A 19,068-nucleotide genomic window follows, 5' to 3' on the forward strand; every position below is an offset into this window, starting at 1 on the left:
GGAGCGATAGGAGTATAAGAGAAACGGCGCAATAATAACCATTTGGCCTATTGGGAAGAAGGCGCAGCCGGCGGGGGGAACAAACACCAGCGTGGGGGGGGGGGCGCGTGCTCCGGGGGGGGTGCGAAGCGCTCCCAGAATAATGGGGCCGCTGCGCAACCCAGCGGGAGCAAGCTCCCTCGCCACAGGGTTGCCCTTAAGATCAGGCCTGGTTTTCCTGCTCGGTAAACAAATCGCTGAACAACATGCTCGACAGGTAGCGCTCACCGGAGTCCGGCAAGATCACCACAATAGTCTTGCCCTGCATCTCCGGCTTCTCGGCCAGGCGCACGGCCACGGCCATGGCGGCGCCACAGGAGATCCCGCACAAGATGCCTTCTTCCAGCATCAAGCGTCGGGCCATGGCCTTGGACTCCTCGTCGGTCGCCAGCTCCACGCGGTCGACCATCGACAGGTCGAGGTTTTTCGGCACGAATCCGGCGCCGATGCCCTGGATCTTGTGGGGGCTGGGTTTGATCTCTTCACCCGCCAAGGCCTGGGTGATCACCGGGGAAACCATGGGTTCCACGGCCACCGACAGAATCGGCTTGCCCGCCGTGTTCTTGATATAGCGTGATACTCCGGTGATCGTGCCGCCGGTCCCCACGCCTGCCACCAGCACGTCCACGGCGCCATCGGTGTCGTTCCAGATTTCCGGGCCGGTGGTTTTCTCGTGGATCGCAGGGTTTGCCGGGTTATCGAACTGGGCCGGCATAAAGTAGGTGGCCGGGTCGCTGGCGACGATCTCGGCAGCCTTGTCGATGGCGCCCTTCATGCCCTTGGCCGGCTCGGTGAGTACCAACTCGGCGCCGAGGGCCTTGAGTACTTTACGGCGCTCAAGGCTCATGGACGACGGCATGGTCAGCAGCAATTTGTAGCCACGGGCGGCGGCGACAAACGCCAGGCCGATACCGGTGTTGCCCGAAGTCGGCTCGACAATGGTCATGCCCGGCTTGAGCTTGCCGCTGCTTTCTGCATCCCAGACCATGCTGGCGCCAATGCGACACTTGACCGAATAACTCGGGTTGCGCCCTTCGATCTTGGCCAGGATCGTCACGCCACGCGGTGCGATGCGGTTGATCTGAACCAGAGGCGTATTACCGATGGAGTGCGCGTTGTCTGCGAAGATGCGGCTCATGGCGATTCCTGTTGTCGAGACTTTGGGAAAGGCCCCAAGGGTATGCCTCGTGCTCCCAAGCGTCCAGAAGGAGGAACGTTGCGACGATCAGAACAGTCAATCCCCTACAAGCTAGGAGAACTGCCCAATGAAACGTCGCTACAGTTGGCCGTTAGGGACAATCGCCGCTCTGGTGCTGGTCCTGATTGCCGTGCACATCGCGCTGCCCTACCTGGTACGCAACTACCTGAACGACAAACTCGCCAATATGGGCGATTACCGCGGCGAGATTGCCGATGTGGACCTGGCGCTATGGCGCGGCGCATACCGGATCAACGGCCTGCAAATCGTCAAGGTGGACGGCAAGGTCCCGGTACCGTTCGTCAAGGCGCCGCTGATCGAGTTCGCAGTCAGTTGGCATTCGCTGTGGTACGACCATGCCGTCGTGGCCGAGGGGCATTTTGTGCGCCCGCAGATCAACTTCGTCGATGGCGGGGCCAACAAGCAGGCGTCCCAGACCGGTAAAGGCACCGATTGGCAGGAACAACTGCGCAAGCTGCTGCCAATTACCCTCAATGAAGTGCGCATCGAAGACGGCGAGATCGCCTTCCATAACTTCAGCTCCAAGCCCCAGGTGAATATCAACGCCACCGGGGTCAACGCCAGCTTCTATAACCTGACCAATGTGGTGGATGTCAAAGGCAAGCGTGATGCACGCTTTGAAGGCCAGGCACTGCTGCAAGGCCAGGCGCCCCTGGAAGCCAACGCCACCTTTGACCCGCTGAGCGATTTCGAAGAGTTCGAGTTCCGCTTCCGCGCCCGCGACCTGCAACTAAAACGCATGAATGACTTCGCCTCTGCCTATGGCAAGTTCGACTTCAAGGCCGGCACGGGCGATGTAGTGATCGAAGCCCAGGCTGAAAATGGCCGGCTCACCGGCTACATCAAGCCGCTGCTGCGCGATGTGGAGGTGTTCGACTGGCAACAAGACGTTGAAAACCAGGACAAGAATATCTTCCGTTCGATCTGGGAAGCCGTGGTGGGCGCCAGCGAAACCGTGCTGAAAAACCAGCGTAAAAACCAGTTCGCCACCCGTGTAGAGCTGAGCGGTAGCGTGCATCAGCAAAATGTCAGTGCGTTTTCTGCGGTGATCGCAATTCTGCGCAATGGGTTCATCCAGGCGTTCAATGCTCGTTACGAACAGCCCAAGCCCAGCGCTGATTAACCCTGTGGGAGCTGGCTTGCCTGCGATGGCGGTGGGTCAGCCAGCTCATCTGTCACTGATACACCGTCATCGCAGGCAAGCCAGCTCCCACACTTCCTGCATGGGCCAGGGCTGATGTGACCCGCCATTCAGAGACTGAATGCCCCGTCTGCGTTCACAGTCGCCGGGGCTGCGCGGTATAGTCAGGCCATTGATGAATTCGAGGAATGACCGATGAAGTTCGAAGGCACCCAGGCCTATGTGGCTACCGATGACCTGAAACTGGCCGTCAACGCCGCCATCACCCTGGAACGGCCATTGCTGGTCAAGGGCGAACCGGGCACCGGCAAGACCATGCTTGCCGAGCAACTGGCCGAATCCTTCGGCGCCAAGCTGATCACCTGGCACATCAAGTCCACCACCAAGGCGCATCAGGGCCTCTACGAGTACGACGCAGTGAGCCGCTTGCGTGACTCGCAACTGGGCGTGGACAAGGTCCACGACGTGCGCAACTACCTGAAGAAGGGCAAACTCTGGGAAGCCTTCGAGTCCGAAGAGCGGGTGATCCTGCTGATCGATGAAATCGACAAGGCCGACATCGAGTTCCCCAACGATTTGCTGCAAGAACTCGACAAGATGGAGTTCTACGTCTACGAAATCGATGAGACCATCAAAGCCAAGAAGCGCCCGATCATCATCATTACCTCCAACAACGAAAAAGAGCTGCCGGACGCGTTCCTGCGCCGCTGCTTCTTCCACTACATCGCCTTCCCCGACCGTACCACCCTGCAAAAGATCGTGGATGTGCACTACCCGGACATCAAGAAAGACCTGGTCAGCGAAGCGCTGGACGTGTTCTTCGATGTGCGCAAGGTGCCGGGCCTGAAGAAAAAACCGTCCACCTCCGAGCTGGTCGACTGGCTCAAGCTGCTGATGGCCGACAATATTGGCGAAGCAGTGCTGCGCGAGCGCGACCCGACCAAGGCCATCCCTCCCCTGGCTGGCGCCCTGGTGAAGAACGAGCAAGACGTGCAGTTGCTGGAGCGTCTGGCGTTCATGAGCCGTCGCGGTAATCGCTGATGCTGCTCAACCTGTTCAACGAAATGCGTGCCGCCAAGGTACCGGTGTCGGTGCGCGAGCTGCTCGACCTGATCAACGCGCTCAAACAGCGCGTGACCTTCGCCGACATGGACGAGTTCTACTACTTGGCACGGGCGATTCTGGTCAAGGACGAGCGGCATTTCGACAAGTTCGACCGGGCCTTCGGCGCCTATTTCAACGGCCTGGAAAAGCTCGACGACCACCTGCAGGCGCTGATCCCCGAAGAATGGCTGCGCAAGGAATTCGAACGTTCCTTGAGCGATGAAGAACGCGCGCAGATCCAGTCCCTGGGTGGCCTCGACAAGCTGATCGAGGAGTTCAAGAAACGCCTGGAAGAACAGAAAGAACGCCACGCCGGTGGCAACAAGTGGATCGGCACCGGCGGCACCAGCCCCTTTGGTTCTGGCGGCTACAACCCTGAAGGCATTCGCGTCGGTGACGCCGGCAAGCGTCAGGGCAAGGCGGTGAAAGTCTGGGACCAGCGCGAGTACAAGAACCTCGACGACCAGGTGGAACTGGGCACGCGCAACATCAAGATCGCCCTGCGCCGCCTGCGCAAGTTTGCCCGCCAGGGCGCGGCCGAAGAGCTGGATATCGACGGCACCATTGACCACACCGCCCGCGATGCCGGCTTGCTGAATATCCAGATGCGCCCCGAACGGCGTAACACCATCAAGCTGCTGCTGCTGTTCGACATCGGCGGCTCGATGGATGCCCACGTGAAGATCTGCGAAGAGCTGTTCTCCGCGTGCAAGACCGAGTTCAAGCACCTGGAGTATTTTTACTTCCACAACTTCGTGTACGAATCGGTGTGGAAGAACAACCAGCGCCGTACTTCCGAACGCACCTCCACCCAGGACCTGCTGCACAAATACGGCGCCGACTACAAAGTGATTTTTATCGGCGATGCGGCCATGGCGCCCTATGAAATCACCCAGGCCGGTGGCAGCGTCGAGCATTGGAACGAGGAGCCGGGGTATGTGTGGATGCAGCGCTTCATGGCCAAGTACAAGAAGCTGATCTGGATTAACCCCTACCCGAAAGATACCTGGGGCTATACGGCGTCGACGGGGATTGTGCGGGAGTTGGTGGAGGATCAAATGTATCCGCTGACGCTGCGCGGGCTTGAAGAGGGCATGCGTTTTCTATCCAAGTGAACCCTGGCCTGTAGCCGATGCTATCGGCTACAGGCACGGCACTCAGCAGTGCTCGCTGTCGATCCAGGAAAACCTGAGAAATAGCGCAGCGAACTGTTTGATCAGTTCAGAATCCTGGCGGTCTACTTTCCCGTCGTTGTTCACATCCTGATTGATCGAAACACTGGCCCCTTGACCATTCCCGTCGCTGTATACCGCCGCCGAATAGACGATGGTTTCATCTCGAGGGTCTCCCTCGCCCTGATGGAAGTGCAGCCGTACCGTATCAGGAATCCCGTTGTCATCGAAGTCGCCGGCAAACACCTTCAGGTATTTGTCAAAGGGCTCATCGAGACTGAACCACTGAAACGCCAGAAACAGCTGGGAAAACTCCAGTGCCATCTCCCGGTCAACCTTGTCGACAATGCCGTCTTGATTGAGATCATCCGCAATAATCCAGTCAAACTGGCCATCGTCAGTAATATCAAATGCCGTTGCCCGATGCACAAGCGCGGGGGTTTGGGCGGTGTCATAAAACTCCAGATAGACCACATCCGGAATATCGTTATCGAGTACATCCTGGGCATATATCTTCAAATAGCGCATAGCAAAGCCTGATAGTGAATAAGCCAATCAAGGCTTGCATGGCTGTGCGCTGGGGCAAAGACGACAAAATTCTGCAATGTCGTAGGACTCATCTTTAAAACCCACTTACGCTGAAAACCTGCGTAAATACTCTATGTGCTGCCGATGCGCTGTTTCCTGCACCACCGGGGCCAACCGGACTTTCTCCCCCGGCAAACACTGCGCCAGCCGCGCCAAGGATAAAGGTGTCAACGCGCCCAACCGCGGGTAACCGCCGATCGTCTGCCGGTCATTGAGCAACACAATCGGCTGCCCATCCGGGGGCACCTGGATCGCGCCCAACGGTATCCCTTCGGAAATTAACGACGGCCCCTGATACTGCAACGGCGTGCCGAGCAAACGCACGCCCATGCGGTCGGCACGGCTGTCCAGAGACCATTCGGCGTTGAAGGCATCAAACAGACTCTGCCCGCTGAACTGGCCTATCTGCGCGCCGATGATCACGTCCAGTGATGCACCGGATTGCACATCCGGGTTGACCAGCACCTTCATTGCACCGCCCGTACCGGAATAGGCCAACCGCCCGCCTTGGGCCAGTGCCTTGCCGCAACCGTCCACCCCGCCCAACGCTTCGCGCACGACCGTGGCACAACTGCCCAGTACAGTCTGCGCATCAAAGCCACCGGGCGCGGCCAGATAAGCGCGTGCCCCATTGCACGGCTGAGTGAAGCGCAGTCGCTGGCCCTTTTGCAGGATAAAACTGCGACCGGGGCTTATCGCCCGCTCATCGACATAGGCGCCCAGGTCCGCACCGGCCAAGGCCAGCAGGCAATAATCCTCGGCCTGTACGGTAAAGCCCCCCAGGGTAATTTCCACCACCGGGGCATCCAGGGCATTGCCCAAAAGCCAGTTGGCCCAGGACATCGACACCCAATCCAGCGCGCCGCCCTGGGTCACGCCCAGGTGGCGTACACCAAAACGACCGGCGTCCTGCAACAGGCACAGCGGCGTGCTGGCCTCGATGATCAAGCGGCTCATGCCTGCGCCTCCAGCGGCGTGTCGTCGCCACCCAAGTGGATGAATTGCGCGTGGCTGACCGCTTCGAAGCGCACCGTGTCGCCGGGCTGCATCAGGCTGTAGCCGTCGCGCTCACGGTCGAACAGTTTGGCCGGGGTGCGGCCGATCAGGTTCCAGCCGCCTGGGGACACCACCGGGTAAGCGGCGGTCTGCCGTTCGGCGATACCGACACTGCCAGCGGCCACGCGTTTGCGCGGCGTGTTGAGGCGTGGGGTGGCGAGCACTTCGTCCACCAGCCCCATAAAGGCAAACCCAGGGGCAAAGCCCAGGGCGAATACCTGGTACTCGTGGGCGCTGTGGCGGCGGACCACCTCCTCCACGGGCAGCCCGCTGCGCTGGGACAGCAAGGTCAGTTCCGGGCCGACACTCAGGTCGTACCACACTGGCAACACATGGCACTGGCCGCTGCCCTGGGCCTGGGGTTGCAGATCGGTGAGGGCCTGGTCAATCAGCGCCCGGGCCTGGGCCGGGGTTAGCGCAGTGAGATCGTAATGCACCATCAAGGTGGTGTAGGACGGCACCAGGTCCACCAATGCCAAGCCAAAGCCATTGCGCAGGCGCTCGGTAGCCGCGAGCATCCACGGCATGTTGGCTTCGGCGATCACGTCAAACAGGCGCACCATCAGGCAGTCGATCGCCACCACTTCGATGCGTGGGTTCATGCTGTTTTCAACGCTTCACGGATACGCTGCACGGCAGCGACCGAACTGGCGTTGTCGCCATGCACACACAGGGTATTGGCCTGGAGTACCAATGGACTGCCGTCGCTGGCAATCAGCGATTCGCCACGGGAAAGGGTCAGGGCCTGCTGCACAATGGTTTCGCTGTCATGGTGCACCGCGCCGGGCAACTGGCGGGAAACCAGATGGCCCTTGCTGTCATAGGCACGGTCGGCAAAGGCTTCGAACCACAGCGTCACCCCGTATTCATCACCCAACGCTTGGGCCGCGCGGTTATCCCGGGTGGCCAGCAGCATCAGCGGCAGGTCGCCGTAGGCGGCCACGGCCTGGATCACCGCACGCAACTGCGCGGGGTTGGCCATCATGTCGTTGTACATCGCACCATGGGGTTTCACATAGCTGACGCGCCCGCCCTGAGCGCGGCAGATGCCGTCCAGCGCGCCGATCTGATAGTGCAACAGGTCCTGGATTTCCTGCGGCGTGTAGTTCATGGAGCGCCGGCCGAAGCCTTGCAGGTCCTGGTAGGCCGGGTGGGCGCCCACTTGTACGCCGTGCTTGAACGCCAGACTGACGGTCTTGCGCATGATGCTCGGGTCGCCGGCATGGAAGCCGCAGGCCACGTTGGCGCAATCAATGAACGGCATGACTTCGGCGTCCAGACCCATGGTCCAGTTGCCAAAACTTTCGCCGATGTCGCAGTTCAGTAGCAGGCGGCTCACGGTGGTCGCTCCTGTAGGCTTTGTTTTCTTGTAGTGTGGGATTTTTTACGCAGAACTCGCAACTTGTCCTGACACCCCGACGACGCTTATCGTGGAATAGCTCGATTTTTGGCGCTTGCCCGGTGCGACGTCCAACTAATAAAAACCGATCCATGCATAAGAAAAAGTTGATCCCATGAATTTGAAGTTCCTCGAAACCTTCGTCTGGGTGGCCAGGCTCAAGAGCTTCCGGCTCACGGCCGAGAAGCTGTTCACCACCCAGGCCTCGATTTCCAGCCGCATTGCCGTGCTTGAAAGCGAGCTGGGCGTGAAGCTGTTCCTGCGTGACTCGCGAGGCGTGAGCCTGACCCCGGAAGGCTTGAAAGTGCTCGACTATGCCGAGCAAATGATGGTGACCATGCAGGGTTTGAAGCAGTCTCTGGAGACCACCAGCAGCAAGGTCGGGCGCATTCGGATCGGCGCGATGGACACGGTGATCCACACCTGGCTCAGCCCGCTGGTCGCTGAACTGATGAAACTGTTCCCGCTGGTGGAGATCGAGCTGATCGCCGATACCGCGCTGAACCTCAGCGATCAGCTACAAAAAGGCTTTCTTGACCTGATCCTGCAAACCGACCTGCTGCGCCTGGAAACCGTGCGCAGCCTGGAACTGGCCAGCCACCCCATGGCCTGGATCGTGGCCAGCCAGTCGATCTACAACCGCGACTACGCCTCCCTCGCCGAACTGGCCCAGGAACGCATCATCACCTACTCGAAAAACTCACACCCGCATCAGGACGTGTTGAGTTTGATGCAGGCCAATGGCGTGGCCGCACCGCGCATGAACTGTGTGAACTCGGTGTCGGCGATCACCCGGTTGCTGCGCGATGGCTTCGGCATTGGCGCGCTGCCACCGGTGCTGGTCAGCGAAGAACTGGAGCGAGGGGAATTGGTGATGCTGCCCATGGCCCAGCGCCTGCCGAACTTGCAGGTGGTAGTGTCCTGGCGCGTGGGGGTGGAATTGGTGGAGGAGATTGTGGGGTTGTGCCAGAAAGTCGTCGCCCGCTATGCCGAGCAAGTCGGTGCAGAACGCATGCAACTGCATAAACCCGATTAATCGTTCCCACGCTCTGCCTGGGAACGCAGCCTAGGGCGCTCTGCGCCTCCAAGCGCGACGCGGAACGTCAGAAAAAGCATTCCCACGCGGAGCGTGGGAACGATCAGTGGGTCGTTAGAGGCCCTTGAGGTCCCGTTCTTCGATGGGCCGGCTCTGGCGCAGGCGCCGGCCGCCCAACACCACCCAGTCGATCAAGCGGTACAGGCACTCGATGTCGAACGACACCAGCATCGCCCCGCCCCGGCCCCATCCCATGGCTTCAGGCGTCAGCAGAATCTGGTAGCTGTAGCCATTCCAGGTCTCCGAACGGATATCCGGGTCGGCAGCCACCGCCACTTGCAGGGCACGGATGTACCAGGGGCCTTGCATGGCCTGGTATTGCTTGTCCAACTCGAGTTGGCGATCGAGCATAGCGCCCAGGCTGCTGGCGTCGCTCTGGAATACCGGGTCATCGCTGGCGCGGTAATGCGCCACCAAGGCTTGCATATCACCGTTGAAAAACTGCTGCGCCGTGGACTCGAAACCGCGCAAGCCGGTCTGGGCCTCGATCAAGTGGGCTTCGACGCGCTTGGCGTAGTCATTGATAAACCCCGGCACCTGCACGCCGACCAACAAGCCAACGGCAAACAGCACCAACCGCAGATAGCTAAGCAACATGCTCGATTCCTTACTCGGTAACGCCCTGGCTGACACATTCACCGCGTCGCCACAGGCTCCATTGGCCCGGTTCGTAGCGGGTCCAGTTTTCGTTGTCGGTCAACGGCTCGGTGGCGATCACCGTTACCACATCATTGGGGGTGGTTTCGGCCTGAAAATCGACGATCACGTCGACATCTTTCAACCGAGCCGGGCCAAAAGGCGCCCGCCGGGTGATCTGTGCCAGCTTGGTCGAGCAATAGCAGAACAGCCAGTCGCCATCGCTGAGCAGGCAGTTGAATACGCCCTTGCTGCGGTATTCGGCGCAGGCGGCGATCAGGTCGGGCAGCACCTGTTCGATGTCCACCGGCTCGGGGAAGGCTTCGCGCACACGGTTGAGCAAGTCGCAGAACGCCGCTTCGCTGTCGGTATCGCCCACCGGGCGGTAGAAGGTGGCGCGGGGGTTGAAGTCCGCCAGTTGGCCGTTGTGGGCAAAACACCAGTTACGCCCCCACAGCTCGCGCACGAACGGATGAGTATTGGCCAGGCTGACCTTGCCCACATTGGCCTGGCGGATATGGCCGATCACCACTTCGCTCTTGATGGGGTAACGCTGAACCAGTAATGCGACTTCCGACTCGCTACTGGCAGCCGGGTCCTGGAACAGGCGCAGGCCACGGCCTTCATAGAAGGCAATGCCCCAGCCGTCGCGGTGCGGGCCAGTGCGCCCACCGCGCTGCATCAGCCCGGTAAAGCTGAACACGATATCGGTGGGGACGTTGGCACTCATGCCCAATAATTCACACATGCCAGGGCTCTCGCTGCAGGGCAGACAACGTTAAAGGCGCGGTTCGACCCGCATACCACCGGCAGGCGCCGGACGACGGAACGGTTCGTCGTCTTCTTCCGGCTCGGCGGCCAAGGCCGCATCCGCAGCCGCCTTGCGCTCACGGCGAGCGTTGGCGGCGCGCTCGATGGGCCAGCGGATCAGCACAAACACGATGTACAGGGCAAACACGATCATCGTGTACATGAACAGGTCGGAAATGGCGCGCCAGGCGTTGTTGCCGACCTTGAGCACCAGGTCCAGGGCGGTAATGGCCACGGCCGGCGCAAACTGGGTCTTGACCGGGTCGACAATGGTCGGGCTGAGCAGCAACACCGCCATCAGCAATTGCAGGGGCTCGCGCAGCCAGCGCCAGATCCAGCGGGTCATGCGCCACCACACCAACAGGCAGCCCAAAGCGGCGAAGGCGTAAAGGCCCCAAGCGGTCAGATAGTCGTTCTCGGTCATGGTGTCCATGGCAAGGTTGGCAAACAGGCGGCTATGATAACGGCTTTTGCGTGTCGCGGCTGCAATGCCTGCCACCGTCTGCCAGATAGGGAATTATCTATGCCTATTTCCACCGCACCGATTGCCCGCAAGGCCCCAGGCCCAGACCCGTATGCCTGGCTGCAAGAACGCGACAACCCTGAGGTGCTCGACTACCTCAAGGCCGAAAACGCCTGGCAGGAAGCCCAACTGGCCGATCAGCAAGCGTTGCGCGAGACCCTGTTCGACGAGATCAAGGGCCGCATTCTGGAAACTGACCTGTCCCTGCCCTCCCCTTGGGGCCCGTATCTGTATTACACCCGCACCACCGCCGGCGACGAATACGCCCGCCATTACCGCTGCCGCCGCCCGGCCGATGACAGCAACCAGGTGGACACCAGCAGCGAAGAGCTGTTGCTGGACCCGAACGTGCTGGCCAATGGCGGCTTTTTCTCCCTGGGCGCGTTCAGCATCAGCCCCGATCACCAACGCCTGGCCTACAGCCTCGATACCAGCGGCGAAGAGATTTACACCCTGTTCGTGAAGGAATTGGCGACCGACAAGGTCAGCGAACTGGCGTTCGACAACTGCGATGGCAGCATGACCTGGGCCAATGACAGCCTGACGCTGTTTTTCGGCGAACTGGACGACACCCATCGCCCGCACAAGCTGTATCGCTATCGCCTGGACGGCACCGCAGCGCAGGAAGTCTTCCACGAGCCCGACGGCCGTTTCTTCCTGCATTGCTACCGCTCAAGCTCCGAACGCCAACTGTTGCTGGCCCTGGGCAGCAAGACCACCAGCGAAGTCTGGGCGCTGGACGCCGAGCAACCGCACCTGGCCTTCACCTGCCTGGCGCCACGGGTCGAAGACCACGAATACGACGTCGACCACGGCAAGCGCAATGGCCAGTGGACCTGGTTTATCCGCAGCAACCGCGACGGCATCAACCATGCGCTGTACGTGGCCGCCGACACCGGCACGCCGCCCACCGAAGCCGACTGGCAGAACCTGATCCCCCACAGCGACGAGGTCATGCTTGACGGCGTGAGCCTGAACGCCAGCGCCATGACCTTGAGCCTGCGCATCGGTGGCCTGCCGGTCATCGAAGTGCACCCGGAGGATGTGCCGGCCTATCGGGTGCAATTGCCTGACGCCGCCTACAGCCTCTACGTGCAGAACAGCCTGGAGTTCCCCAGCGACAAGATCCGCCTGCGCTATGAGGCCTTGAATCGCCCGGCCCAAGTGCGTCAGCTCGAGCTGGCGACAGGCGCGCAGGTCGTGCTCAAGGAAACCCCGGTACTGGGCGTCTTCAACGCCGACGATTACGTCAGCCAACGCCTGTGGGCCACTTCCGCCGACGGCACTCAGGTACCCATCAGCCTGGTGGTCAAGCGTGACCAGCTCGGCAAGCCGACGCCGCTGTACCTGTATGGCTACGGTGCCTACGGCTCAAGCCTGGACCCGTGGTTCTCCCATGCGCGCCTGAGCTTGTTGGACCGTGGCGTGGCGTTTGCCATCGCCCATGTGCGCGGCGGCGGTGAGCTGGGTGAGGCCTGGTATCGCAACGGCAAGCAGGAACACAAGCAGAACACCTTCAGCGACTTTATCGCCTGCGCCGAACATTTGATCGCCGAGGGCCTGACCACCTCCCCACAACTGGCGATCAGCGGCGGCAGTGCCGGCGGCCTGCTGATCGGCGCGGTGCTCAACCAGCGTCCGGAATTGTTCCAGGCGGCGATTGCCGAAGTGCCGTTCGTCGATGTGCTCAATACCATGCTCGATCCGGAACTGCCGCTGACCATCACCGAGTACGACGAATGGGGCAACCCCGAGGACCCCGAAGTGTACGCGCGCATCAAGGCCTACGCGCCCTACGAGAACGTCAGCGCCCAGGCTTACCCGGCCACGCTGGTGATCGCCGGCTATAACGACAGTCGCGTGCAGTACTGGGAAGCCGCCAAGTGGGTGGCCAAGCTGCGGGATACCAAGACAGACGACAACCTGCTGCTGCTCAAGACCGAGCTGGGTGCCGGCCATGGCGGCATGAGCGGGCGCTATCAGGGCTTACGTGACGTGGCCCTCGAATATGCCTTTGTGTTCAAGGCCCTCGGTCTGGTCTAACCGCCCGGCGTTTTCGGCTTGCTGTCGTTCTGCTGCAGGCCAGGGACCGTCTGGTCCTTGGGCGGTGCCGGCAGCACGATGGGCGCCAGCGGTGGCGAGCCATTATGGGTCTTGGGCGCAACGGGCGGCGTGACTTGCGGGTACAACGTGGGCGTTGGCGTGCCCGGCGCGCCTGGGGTTGGCGTGGGCGCGACCGGTACGGTTTGTAACTCCTGAGCCTGCGCGGTACCCAATGCGAGCGCGCTCAACACAATGACCGTTAGAATGCTGCACTTCATCGATGGCTCCATGGCCTGACCGGAATGCCCTAAGGCTACTCCCAACCGCGCAAGAATGCCCTTCCCAATGAGATTTCCATGAAACGTTTTGTTCTGCTGGACACCACCCCAATCCCCGACAACGGCGGTGCCTTGTGCCTGTTCGAATACGGCGAGGACTTCGTCATCAAGATCCAGGGCGGTGACGGTGGCCAGTTGATGAACACGCGCATGCACGGCTCCGAAGATGCCTTGGCGGAGATTCCCTGCCGCAAAGTGGCCGGACGCCCAGGATCACGGGTGCTGATCGGCGGCCTGGGCATGGGCTTTACCTTGGCCGCGGCGCTCAAGCATTTGGGCAAGAGCGCCGAAGTGGTGGTGGCCGAACTGGTGCCCGGCGTCGTGGAATGGAACCGTGGGCCACTGGGGGAGAAATCCGGACGCCCGCTGCTGGACCCGCGCACCGTGGTCCGCCTGGAAGACGTGGCCAAGGTACTGCAGGCCGAGCCCCAAGGCTTTGATGCGATCATGCTCGACGTCGACAACGGCCCCGAGGGGCTCACGCAAAAAGCTAACAGTTGGCTGTACTCGGCCAGTGGCCTGGCCGCGTGCGCCAAGGCCCTGCGGCCCAAGGGTGTGCTGGCGGTGTGGTCGGCCAGCGCCGACAAGCTGTTCAGTGACAAACTGCGCAAGGCCGGTTTCAAGGCCGAGGAAGTGCAAGTGTTTGCCCATGGCAACAAGGGCACGCGGCATACCATCTGGATTGCAGAGAAGCTCAAGGGCTGATCACGGTTGATTCAATAGCGCCAATCCCCTGTGGGAGCGGCTAGAATCAACCTTGTCCGTGAACCACCCAATAATAGCCAGGAGCCATGATGAGCTCGAATAACCCACCCTCCCACACCGCCAAGCTGGACCGCATCCTCGCCGATGCCCAGCGCGACCGCGAAATGGGCTACCGCGATAAAGCCTTGAAGATGTACCCCCACGTGTGTGGCCGCTGCGCCCGTGAGTTTTCCGGCAAGCGCTTGAGTGAACTGACCGTCCACCACCGCAACCACAACCATGATGACAACCCCCAGGACGGCTCCAACTGGGAGTTGCTGTGCCTGTACTGCCACGACAACGAACACTCGCGCTACACCGACCAGCAATACTTCAGCGAAGGCTCCACCAGCAGCCCGAGCATTGCCAAGGCAACGCACAACCCGTTTGCGGCGTTGGCGGGGTTGATGAAGAAGGAAGACTAACGTTCTTCTTTGCCTGTTCCGGCCTCATCGCAGGCAAGCCAGCTTCCACAGTAGGAATGCATTTCCCCGTGGGAGCCGGGCTTGCCCGCGATGCGATCGCCCAAGCACTGCATCCCCCCAGGCCGTATAATCGCCGTTTTTCTCAAGGCACCCTTCCCCGTGGGCAATAAACGCTACAGCTGCATCGGTCTGTATAACCCCAAATCCCCCGAAAACGTCGGCTCGGTGATGCGTGCCGCCGGCTGCTACCGCGTGGCCTCGGTGTTCTACACCGGCGTGCGTTACGAGCGCGCCCGGGATTTCATCACCGACACCAAGAAGGTGCACCACGATATCCCGCTGATCGGCATCGACGACCTGAAAAAGATCCTGCCCCTGGGCTGCATTCCGGTGGCCGTGGAACTGGTCGAAGGCGCCCGTCCGCTGCCTGAATACACCCACCCCGACCGGGCCCTGTATATCTTCGGCCCCGAAGACGGCTCCCTGGACAAAGAGATCCGCGACTGGTGCGAGGACGTGGTGTACATCCCCACCACCGGCTGCATGAACCTGGCGGCCACGGTCAACGTGGTGCTCTATGACCGACTGGCCAAGGGCAATAACACCCGTTCGGGCCCCAAGTACTGACATTGCGGGAACATCCGGCACATGCGCGCAGTCAGCTAATAACACTTGCCCTTGTTGGAGACTGATCATGAGCGACAGCAAAACCTTGCGACCTATCATCGAAGCCGCCCCCTTGAAGCCTCAACCCACCCAGAACGTGCATGGCTGGGAGCGCATCGGCTCGGTGGCCGGCGGGGTAATGATGGTGGGTAAAGGCTTGCGCCGCGGCGGGATTTTCGGCTTGATCCAGGTGGCGATTGGTGGCGTGGCACTGGCCCGTGGCTTTACCGGGCACAGTTCGCTCAAGGACAAACTGGAACAGGGCCGCCAGGAAATGAACAGCGTGCGCACCAAGATCGAACGGGCCGGTGAAGAGTTGAAGAACCTGAAGACCAAGGCCGAAGTGGCGGCTGAAAAGGCGGTGAAACCTAAAGCCTGACCTGAGACTTGGACATGCTGGAGATTCAAATGTGGGAGGGGGCTTGCCCCCTCCCACATTTTGAATTGCACAGGGGTTTGGATCAGCGCAGCAGTTTGCTGTCCAGTACCACCGACGACTCACCGATCACACTCTCGGCCAACTGCACGAATTCTTTGGTGTTGACGCTGTTCACCCGCATCAACGCCTGCGCCAGATCGTCCAGGGAGCGTTTGTTGTGGGTCTTCACGCGGATCTCACGGTCCAGCTCCTGCAATACCACCACCGAACGCGCCAGCCTCGCGCCGTTGACGTGCTCGCCTTTGAGAGTGGTGACGTCTTTGCCTTCTTTGGTCAGCCGCGCCTGGATAGCCGCATAGCGTTCATCGGTGATGCCACCGGCACGCCGCATCAGCTCAATCGCGTAGTACTCGCCCAAGCCCTCGCTGATCCAGTCACTACTGTCGTGGTCATTAAAGCGCCCGATGGCCTGCACCACTTCGCGCAGCAACGGGCTGCTGCCATTTTCGCCAACCAGCGGCGTGCGGCTGTTGAGGTAGATCGAATCGCGTAACGAATAAGCGCCCCGCCGCATCGGGTCACTGGCACCGACAATCAACAGTTTGCCAGGATGGCGCGGGAACGCGGCCTCCACCTGGGGCCAGACAAACGTCAGTAACGTCAGCACGTCCATGCGGCGCATCCCCTGGCCCTTGGGCGAGGCCACGGTGACGTCGGTATCACCCAGGCGCAGGCGGCGGCTGCCGAGGTTGCCCGCCAGCATCCAGCCGGTGGGGCGGTCGAACAGGCGGGACACGTTGTCGATGCGGAATTTGTTCTGGCCGATGCGCGGCCAGGCGGTTTCGACGCTCTTCCAACCCGTCGGCAGTTCAAACATCAGGCGTGAGACCAGTTCGACGCCGTCTTGCTGGTCGAGACGGGCGGCCGGCACCAGGTCTTCGCCGCGCAGTAACGCCCAGCCGGGCGTGATGCGTGTGTCATACACGCCGGGCTTGCGCGCATGGGCCAGGCGCACCCGGTAGGTCAGGCTGGCCTTGTCAGGGCTGGGTTGCCACAGGCCACGGTTGCCCGTGACTTGCCACTGGCCATCGGCCTTGAAGTCGCTGTAGTCAGCGTCGCGGCCCAGGTCGAAGTTCAGGCTGCGCACCGCCGCGCCCTGGGACAGGCTGACGCGCACCTCGGCCTGCTGGCTTTGGGGCAACAGCTTGATGTGGTAATCCAGGTCGACTTTCTTCGCGCACCAGCCCGGCCCGCTCAGCGCCAGCACGACCAGGCCCGCTGCCCACTTGGCGGCCACCTTCATACACACTCCTCATTCAGCCTGCGCGGAAAATCAGGTAATCCTCCCAGTCGTCCTCGGGCACGCTGCCTTCGCTGAGCATGCGCCCGGACTGGGAAATGCGTTCGTGGTGTACCGCGTCACGGTCGCCGCAGACCAGGTGATGCCACAGCGGCAAGTCCTTGCGCTCGCTGACCAGGCGGTAACCGCAGGTCGGCGGCAACCATTTGAATTGGTCGGCCTGGCCCGGCGTGAGCTGGATGCAATCGGGCACCGAGGCGCGGCGGTTGGAGTAATCAGTGCACTGGCAGGTTTTCAGGTCGAGCAGTTTGCAGGCGATACGCGTGTAATAGACGCTGTTGTCGTCCTCATCCTCAAGCTTTTGCAGGCAGCACAGGCCACAGCCGTCGCACAATGACTCCCACTCCTCTTGGTCGAGGTGCTCAAGGGTTTTGCGTATCCAGAAAGGTTCGACTTTGGCGGCCATGGCTCTGCATCAGTATCGGAAGGTGAAAAGGCCGCCAGTCTAGTGCCCAAGCCCGTTGGGGCCAAGCGCTTACGACTGACGGTGTTGCAAGACTTGTCAGGCCTGGGTGGGCGCAGTAGTTTTGAATCCCGTTTTTTTCATCAGGGTCTGTCCATGAGCAATAACCCCCGTGTTGCCGATTATCCGATCCACACCCAATTCACCGAGCGCTGGTCGCCCCGCGCCTTTACCGGCGAGAGCATCCCGCAGGAGACGCTGCTGAGTTTCTTCGAAGCAGCACGCTGGGCGCCTTCGGCCTACAACTCGCAGCCGTGGCGGTTTCTGTATGCGCGCCGTGACACGCCGGACTGGGAGCGCTTCCTGGGCCTGCTGAATGAATTCAACCGCAATTGGGCGCAGCATGCGTCGGCCCTGATCATCATCGCGTCGAAAACCGACTTCATCGCCCCGGGTGCTACCGAAGAAACCCCGGCGCTGTGGCACACCTTCGACACCGGCTCGGCCTGGGGCCACCTGGCGCTGCAAGCCAGCCTCAGTGGCTGGCACACCCACGGCATGGCCGGTTTCGACCAGGAACTGACCCGCAAGGAGCTGAAGATTCCCCAGGGTTATGCGCTGCATGCGGCCGTGGCGGTGGGCAAGCTGGGTGACAAGTCGAGTTTGCCGGAGTACCTGCAAGGGCGCGAAATGCCGAGCCCGCGCAAGCCGTTGAGCGAGCTGGTGTCCGAGGGGAACTTCAGTCTCTAAGCATCGCCCTCTCATCCTCTGTAGGAGCGAGCTTGCTCGCGAAGAACGTCAACGATGACGCGCACTTTCTGAATAAGCGCGGCGCCTGTGAGTTTTTCGCGAGCAAGCTCGCTCCTACATGAGGTCATCGGGCAAGCTCTTCAGTACCCGCGCTCGAAATCCACTTCCCCGCGTAGCGCTTGCTTGGCCTGATACGCCCGCAGGTTCTGCACAAACAACTCCACCATCATTGGCGGCGAGGTCGGGGCCGAGCTGTGCCCGGTCAACAGCAAACCCCACGCCGTCCAGAACGGGTGGCGTTGCGGCAAGGGCTCCTGGCGGCACACGTCGATCACCGCGCCGGCCAGGTGCCCTTCTTTGAGCGCCTCGACCAGATCGGCGTCCACCACCGCCACGCCGCGTCCGACGTTGATAAACAACCCGGTGGGCTGGAATTGCTTGAACAGCGCCGCGTCGTACAGGTCATGGGTATCAGGCGTGTTGGGCAGCAGGTTGATCACGTAATCCACCTCCCCCACCAGCCGGCCCAACTGGTCGAGCCCCGCCACTTCGATAAACGGTGCCTGCTCGCGGGCCTGGCTGGCGATGCCATACAACTGCACGCCGAACGGCAGCAGAAACTCGGCCACGCGCTGGCCGATGTCACCGGTGCCGACGATCAGCGCCTTACGCCCCGCCAGGCTCTGGCCCATGCGGTTATCCCATTTGCGCTCCACCTGGCTGACCAACCGCGCCAGCACTTCGCGCTCGTGGCCCAGCATGTAGGTGAGGACAAACTCGGCCATGACCTGGCCAAAAATGCCTACCGCGCGGGTCAGCCGGTAGTCGCGTGGCAAGCCATCGGCCAGCAGGGGCGTGATGCCCGCCCAGGTCGATTGCAGCCATTGCGGATGATGGCCCTGGCGCAGCAGGGTAGCCAACAGATCGGGCTGGCCCAGCCACACCGGACAGTCGGCGGCCAGGCGCGAGAGTTCGGCCGAGTCGCCGCTGGTCAGCACTTCGAGGTCTGGGGCGGCGTCCCTGAGCAATTGGGCGTAGAGCGGATGATCCTGTTCAGCAATCAGAACACGCATGGTTCAAACCTTTGAAAAAACAGTGCAGACGGCCGCCCGCATCCTTACGGCCACCGTCCTCTAATACGATTCCATTGAAGCTGTGCCCTGAAGCGGGCACTGGT

The 19,068-nt window shown here is 61.3% G+C and carries 22 protein-coding genes; 10 read left to right on the forward strand and 12 right to left on the reverse strand.

Going from position 1 to position 19,068, the window contains the following annotated elements; translation table 11 throughout:
* Positions 1–202: 202 nt before the first annotated feature.
* Positions 203–1,177 (reverse strand): cysteine synthase A, encoded by a 975-nt coding sequence (cysK, locus tag GIV26_RS17770; RefSeq protein WP_003189630.1) that lies wholly within the window; start codon positions 1,175–1,177, stop codon positions 203–205.
* A gap of 127 nt (positions 1,178–1,304) precedes the next feature.
* Here cysK and GIV26_RS17775 point away from each other — a divergent pair, with 127 nt between their 5' ends.
* The 3 genes from GIV26_RS17775 (at position 1,305) to GIV26_RS17785 (ending at position 4,618) form a co-directional block, all read left to right on the forward strand.
* On the forward strand, positions 1,305–2,381 hold the full coding sequence (locus tag GIV26_RS17775; protein ID WP_236281687.1) for a DUF748 domain-containing protein: 1,077 nt from the start codon (positions 1,305–1,307) through the stop codon (positions 2,379–2,381).
* Between the two features lie 213 nt (positions 2,382–2,594).
* The gene (locus GIV26_RS17780; RefSeq protein ID WP_003210690.1) at positions 2,595–3,440 is read left to right on the forward strand and encodes an AAA family ATPase; all 846 of its coding nucleotides are present in this window, start codon (positions 2,595–2,597) and stop codon (positions 3,438–3,440) included.
* The gene (locus GIV26_RS17785) at positions 3,440–4,618 is read left to right on the forward strand and encodes a vWA domain-containing protein (RefSeq protein ID WP_003189625.1); all 1,179 of its coding nucleotides are present in this window, start codon (positions 3,440–3,442) and stop codon (positions 4,616–4,618) included. Before GIV26_RS17780 ends, GIV26_RS17785 begins: the two co-directional genes overlap by 1 nt.
* Before the next feature lie 42 nt (positions 4,619–4,660).
* On the opposite strand, the gene GIV26_RS17790 is transcribed toward GIV26_RS17785, so the two are convergent.
* From GIV26_RS17790 to GIV26_RS17805, 4 genes are all read right to left on the reverse strand, one after another.
* Positions 4,661–5,203: a hypothetical protein gene (locus GIV26_RS17790; RefSeq protein ID WP_236281689.1), complete on the reverse strand. Its 543-nt coding sequence runs from the start codon at positions 5,201–5,203 to the stop codon at positions 4,661–4,663.
* 105 nt (positions 5,204–5,308) lie between these two features.
* On the reverse strand, positions 5,309–6,220 hold the full coding sequence (locus GIV26_RS17795) for a biotin-dependent carboxyltransferase family protein (RefSeq protein WP_181124656.1): 912 nt from the start codon (positions 6,218–6,220) through the stop codon (positions 5,309–5,311).
* A complete protein-coding gene (locus GIV26_RS17800; protein WP_060764437.1) occupies positions 6,217–6,921 on the reverse strand; it encodes a 5-oxoprolinase subunit B family protein in 705 nt (234 codons plus the stop codon). Before GIV26_RS17800 ends, GIV26_RS17795 begins: the two co-directional genes overlap by 4 nt.
* Complete coding sequence (locus GIV26_RS17805) at positions 6,918–7,658, reverse strand: 5-oxoprolinase subunit PxpA (protein WP_034126630.1); 741 nt, start codon at positions 7,656–7,658, stop codon at positions 6,918–6,920. Before GIV26_RS17805 ends, GIV26_RS17800 begins: the two co-directional genes overlap by 4 nt.
* A 175-nt stretch (positions 7,659–7,833) precedes the next feature.
* Here GIV26_RS17805 and GIV26_RS17810 point away from each other — a divergent pair, with 175 nt between their 5' ends.
* Complete coding sequence (locus GIV26_RS17810) at positions 7,834–8,754, forward strand: LysR family transcriptional regulator (RefSeq protein ID WP_034126629.1); 921 nt, start codon at positions 7,834–7,836, stop codon at positions 8,752–8,754.
* A 114-nt stretch (positions 8,755–8,868) separates the two neighbouring features.
* Here the strand turns inward: GIV26_RS17810 and GIV26_RS17815 are convergent, their stop codons facing one another.
* From GIV26_RS17815 to GIV26_RS17825, 3 genes are read right to left on the reverse strand one after another with little or no spacing between them, the layout of a single operon-like run.
* Positions 8,869–9,411, reverse strand: a complete 543-nt coding sequence (locus GIV26_RS17815; protein ID WP_236281691.1) for a DUF2937 family protein — start codon at positions 9,409–9,411, stop codon at positions 8,869–8,871.
* A 10-nt stretch (positions 9,412–9,421) separates the two neighbouring features.
* Positions 9,422–10,198, reverse strand: a complete 777-nt coding sequence (locus tag GIV26_RS17820) for a class II glutamine amidotransferase (RefSeq protein ID WP_003189615.1) — start codon at positions 10,196–10,198, stop codon at positions 9,422–9,424.
* Between the two features lie 30 nt (positions 10,199–10,228).
* Entirely contained in the window at positions 10,229–10,759 is a 531-nt protein-coding gene (locus GIV26_RS17825; protein WP_236281693.1) for an MFS transporter, read from the reverse strand.
* Between the two features lie 24 nt (positions 10,760–10,783).
* Between GIV26_RS17825 and GIV26_RS17830 the strand changes: the two genes are divergently transcribed.
* A complete protein-coding gene (locus GIV26_RS17830) occupies positions 10,784–12,826 on the forward strand; it encodes a S9 family peptidase (RefSeq protein WP_236281695.1) in 2,043 nt (680 codons plus the stop codon).
* Here the strand turns inward: GIV26_RS17830 and GIV26_RS17835 are convergent.
* Positions 12,823–13,104 carry a hypothetical protein gene (locus GIV26_RS17835; protein ID WP_054919987.1) on the reverse strand — a complete coding sequence of 94 codons (282 nt, stop codon included), beginning with the start codon at positions 13,102–13,104 and terminating at the stop codon, positions 12,823–12,825. The two genes, GIV26_RS17830 and GIV26_RS17835, sit on opposite strands and share 4 nt — an antisense overlap.
* Positions 13,105–13,182: 78 nt before the next feature.
* Here GIV26_RS17835 and GIV26_RS17840 point away from each other — a divergent pair, with 78 nt between their 5' ends.
* From GIV26_RS17840 to GIV26_RS17855, 4 genes are all read left to right on the forward strand, one after another.
* Complete coding sequence (locus GIV26_RS17840) at positions 13,183–13,869, forward strand: spermidine synthase (RefSeq protein ID WP_034126624.1); 687 nt, start codon at positions 13,183–13,185, stop codon at positions 13,867–13,869.
* Between the two features lie 89 nt (positions 13,870–13,958).
* Positions 13,959–14,333 (forward strand): YajD family HNH nuclease, encoded by a 375-nt coding sequence (locus GIV26_RS17845; RefSeq protein ID WP_236281696.1) that lies wholly within the window; start codon positions 13,959–13,961, stop codon positions 14,331–14,333.
* 159 nt (positions 14,334–14,492) lie between these two features.
* The gene (locus tag GIV26_RS17850) at positions 14,493–14,960 is read left to right on the forward strand and encodes an RNA methyltransferase (protein ID WP_236281698.1); all 468 of its coding nucleotides are present in this window, start codon (positions 14,493–14,495) and stop codon (positions 14,958–14,960) included.
* A gap of 67 nt (positions 14,961–15,027) precedes the next feature.
* The gene (locus GIV26_RS17855; protein ID WP_014717485.1) at positions 15,028–15,378 is read left to right on the forward strand and encodes a YgaP family membrane protein; all 351 of its coding nucleotides are present in this window, start codon (positions 15,028–15,030) and stop codon (positions 15,376–15,378) included.
* An 82-nt stretch (positions 15,379–15,460) separates the two neighbouring features.
* Here the strand turns inward: GIV26_RS17855 and GIV26_RS17860 are convergent, their stop codons facing one another.
* Both GIV26_RS17860 and GIV26_RS17865 read right to left on the reverse strand, forming a co-directional pair.
* Positions 15,461–16,681 carry a hypothetical protein gene (locus GIV26_RS17860; protein ID WP_236281700.1) on the reverse strand — a complete coding sequence of 407 codons (1,221 nt, stop codon included), beginning with the start codon at positions 16,679–16,681 and terminating at the stop codon, positions 15,461–15,463.
* Between the two features lie 13 nt (positions 16,682–16,694).
* Positions 16,695–17,144 carry a YcgN family cysteine cluster protein gene (locus GIV26_RS17865; RefSeq protein ID WP_137211423.1) on the reverse strand — a complete coding sequence of 150 codons (450 nt, stop codon included), beginning with the start codon at positions 17,142–17,144 and terminating at the stop codon, positions 16,695–16,697.
* A 153-nt stretch (positions 17,145–17,297) separates the two neighbouring features.
* On the opposite strand from GIV26_RS17865, the gene GIV26_RS17870 reads away from it, so the two are divergent.
* Complete coding sequence (locus GIV26_RS17870) at positions 17,298–17,891, forward strand: nitroreductase family protein (protein ID WP_034126620.1); 594 nt, start codon at positions 17,298–17,300, stop codon at positions 17,889–17,891.
* A gap of 140 nt (positions 17,892–18,031) precedes the next feature.
* Here the strand turns inward: GIV26_RS17870 and GIV26_RS17875 are convergent, their stop codons facing one another.
* Positions 18,032–18,964 (reverse strand): D-2-hydroxyacid dehydrogenase, encoded by a 933-nt coding sequence (locus tag GIV26_RS17875; RefSeq protein WP_054919992.1) that lies wholly within the window; start codon positions 18,962–18,964, stop codon positions 18,032–18,034.
* Positions 18,965–19,068: the final 104 nt, after the last annotated feature.

It is taken from the genome of Pseudomonas sp. PA-1-3F, assembly GCF_021609665.1.
In the GTDB taxonomy this organism is placed as follows: domain Bacteria; phylum Pseudomonadota; class Gammaproteobacteria; order Pseudomonadales; family Pseudomonadaceae; genus Aquipseudomonas; species Aquipseudomonas paracarnis.

Coding starts and splice junctions, on each gene's coding strand:
- GIV26_RS17775 (WP_236281687.1), top strand. CDS start 1,305: ATGAAACGTCGCTACAGTTGGCCGTTAGGGACAATCGCCGCTCTGGTG.
- GIV26_RS17785 (WP_003189625.1), top strand. CDS start 3,440: ATGCTGCTCAACCTGTTCAACGAAATGCGTGCCGCCAAGGTACCGGTG.
- GIV26_RS17860 (WP_236281700.1), bottom strand. CDS start 16,681: ATGAAGGTGGCCGCCAAGTGGGCAGCGGGCCTGGTCGTGCTGGCGCTG.
- GIV26_RS17800 (WP_060764437.1), bottom strand. CDS start 6,921: ATGAACCCACGCATCGAAGTGGTGGCGATCGACTGCCTGATGGTGCGC.
- GIV26_RS17810 (WP_034126629.1), top strand. CDS start 7,834: ATGAATTTGAAGTTCCTCGAAACCTTCGTCTGGGTGGCCAGGCTCAAG.
- GIV26_RS17830 (WP_236281695.1), top strand. CDS start 10,784: ATGCCTATTTCCACCGCACCGATTGCCCGCAAGGCCCCAGGCCCAGAC.
- GIV26_RS17870 (WP_034126620.1), top strand. CDS start 17,298: ATGAGCAATAACCCCCGTGTTGCCGATTATCCGATCCACACCCAATTC.
- GIV26_RS17840 (WP_034126624.1), top strand. CDS start 13,183: ATGAAACGTTTTGTTCTGCTGGACACCACCCCAATCCCCGACAACGGC.
- GIV26_RS17820 (WP_003189615.1), bottom strand. CDS start 10,198: ATGTGTGAATTATTGGGCATGAGTGCCAACGTCCCCACCGATATCGTG.
- GIV26_RS17845 (WP_236281696.1), top strand. CDS start 13,959: ATGAGCTCGAATAACCCACCCTCCCACACCGCCAAGCTGGACCGCATC.
- GIV26_RS17875 (WP_054919992.1), bottom strand. CDS start 18,964: ATGCGTGTTCTGATTGCTGAACAGGATCATCCGCTCTACGCCCAATTG.
- GIV26_RS17865 (WP_137211423.1), bottom strand. CDS start 17,144: ATGGCCGCCAAAGTCGAACCTTTCTGGATACGCAAAACCCTTGAGCAC.
- cysK (WP_003189630.1), bottom strand. CDS start 1,177: ATGAGCCGCATCTTCGCAGACAACGCGCACTCCATCGGTAATACGCCT.
- GIV26_RS17795 (WP_181124656.1), bottom strand. CDS start 6,220: ATGAGCCGCTTGATCATCGAGGCCAGCACGCCGCTGTGCCTGTTGCAG.
- GIV26_RS17815 (WP_236281691.1), bottom strand. CDS start 9,411: ATGTTGCTTAGCTATCTGCGGTTGGTGCTGTTTGCCGTTGGCTTGTTG.
- GIV26_RS17855 (WP_014717485.1), top strand. CDS start 15,028: ATGAGCGACAGCAAAACCTTGCGACCTATCATCGAAGCCGCCCCCTTG.
- GIV26_RS17835 (WP_054919987.1), bottom strand. CDS start 13,104: ATGAAGTGCAGCATTCTAACGGTCATTGTGTTGAGCGCGCTCGCATTG.
- GIV26_RS17790 (WP_236281689.1), bottom strand. CDS start 5,203: ATGCGCTATTTGAAGATATATGCCCAGGATGTACTCGATAACGATATT.
- GIV26_RS17780 (WP_003210690.1), top strand. CDS start 2,595: ATGAAGTTCGAAGGCACCCAGGCCTATGTGGCTACCGATGACCTGAAA.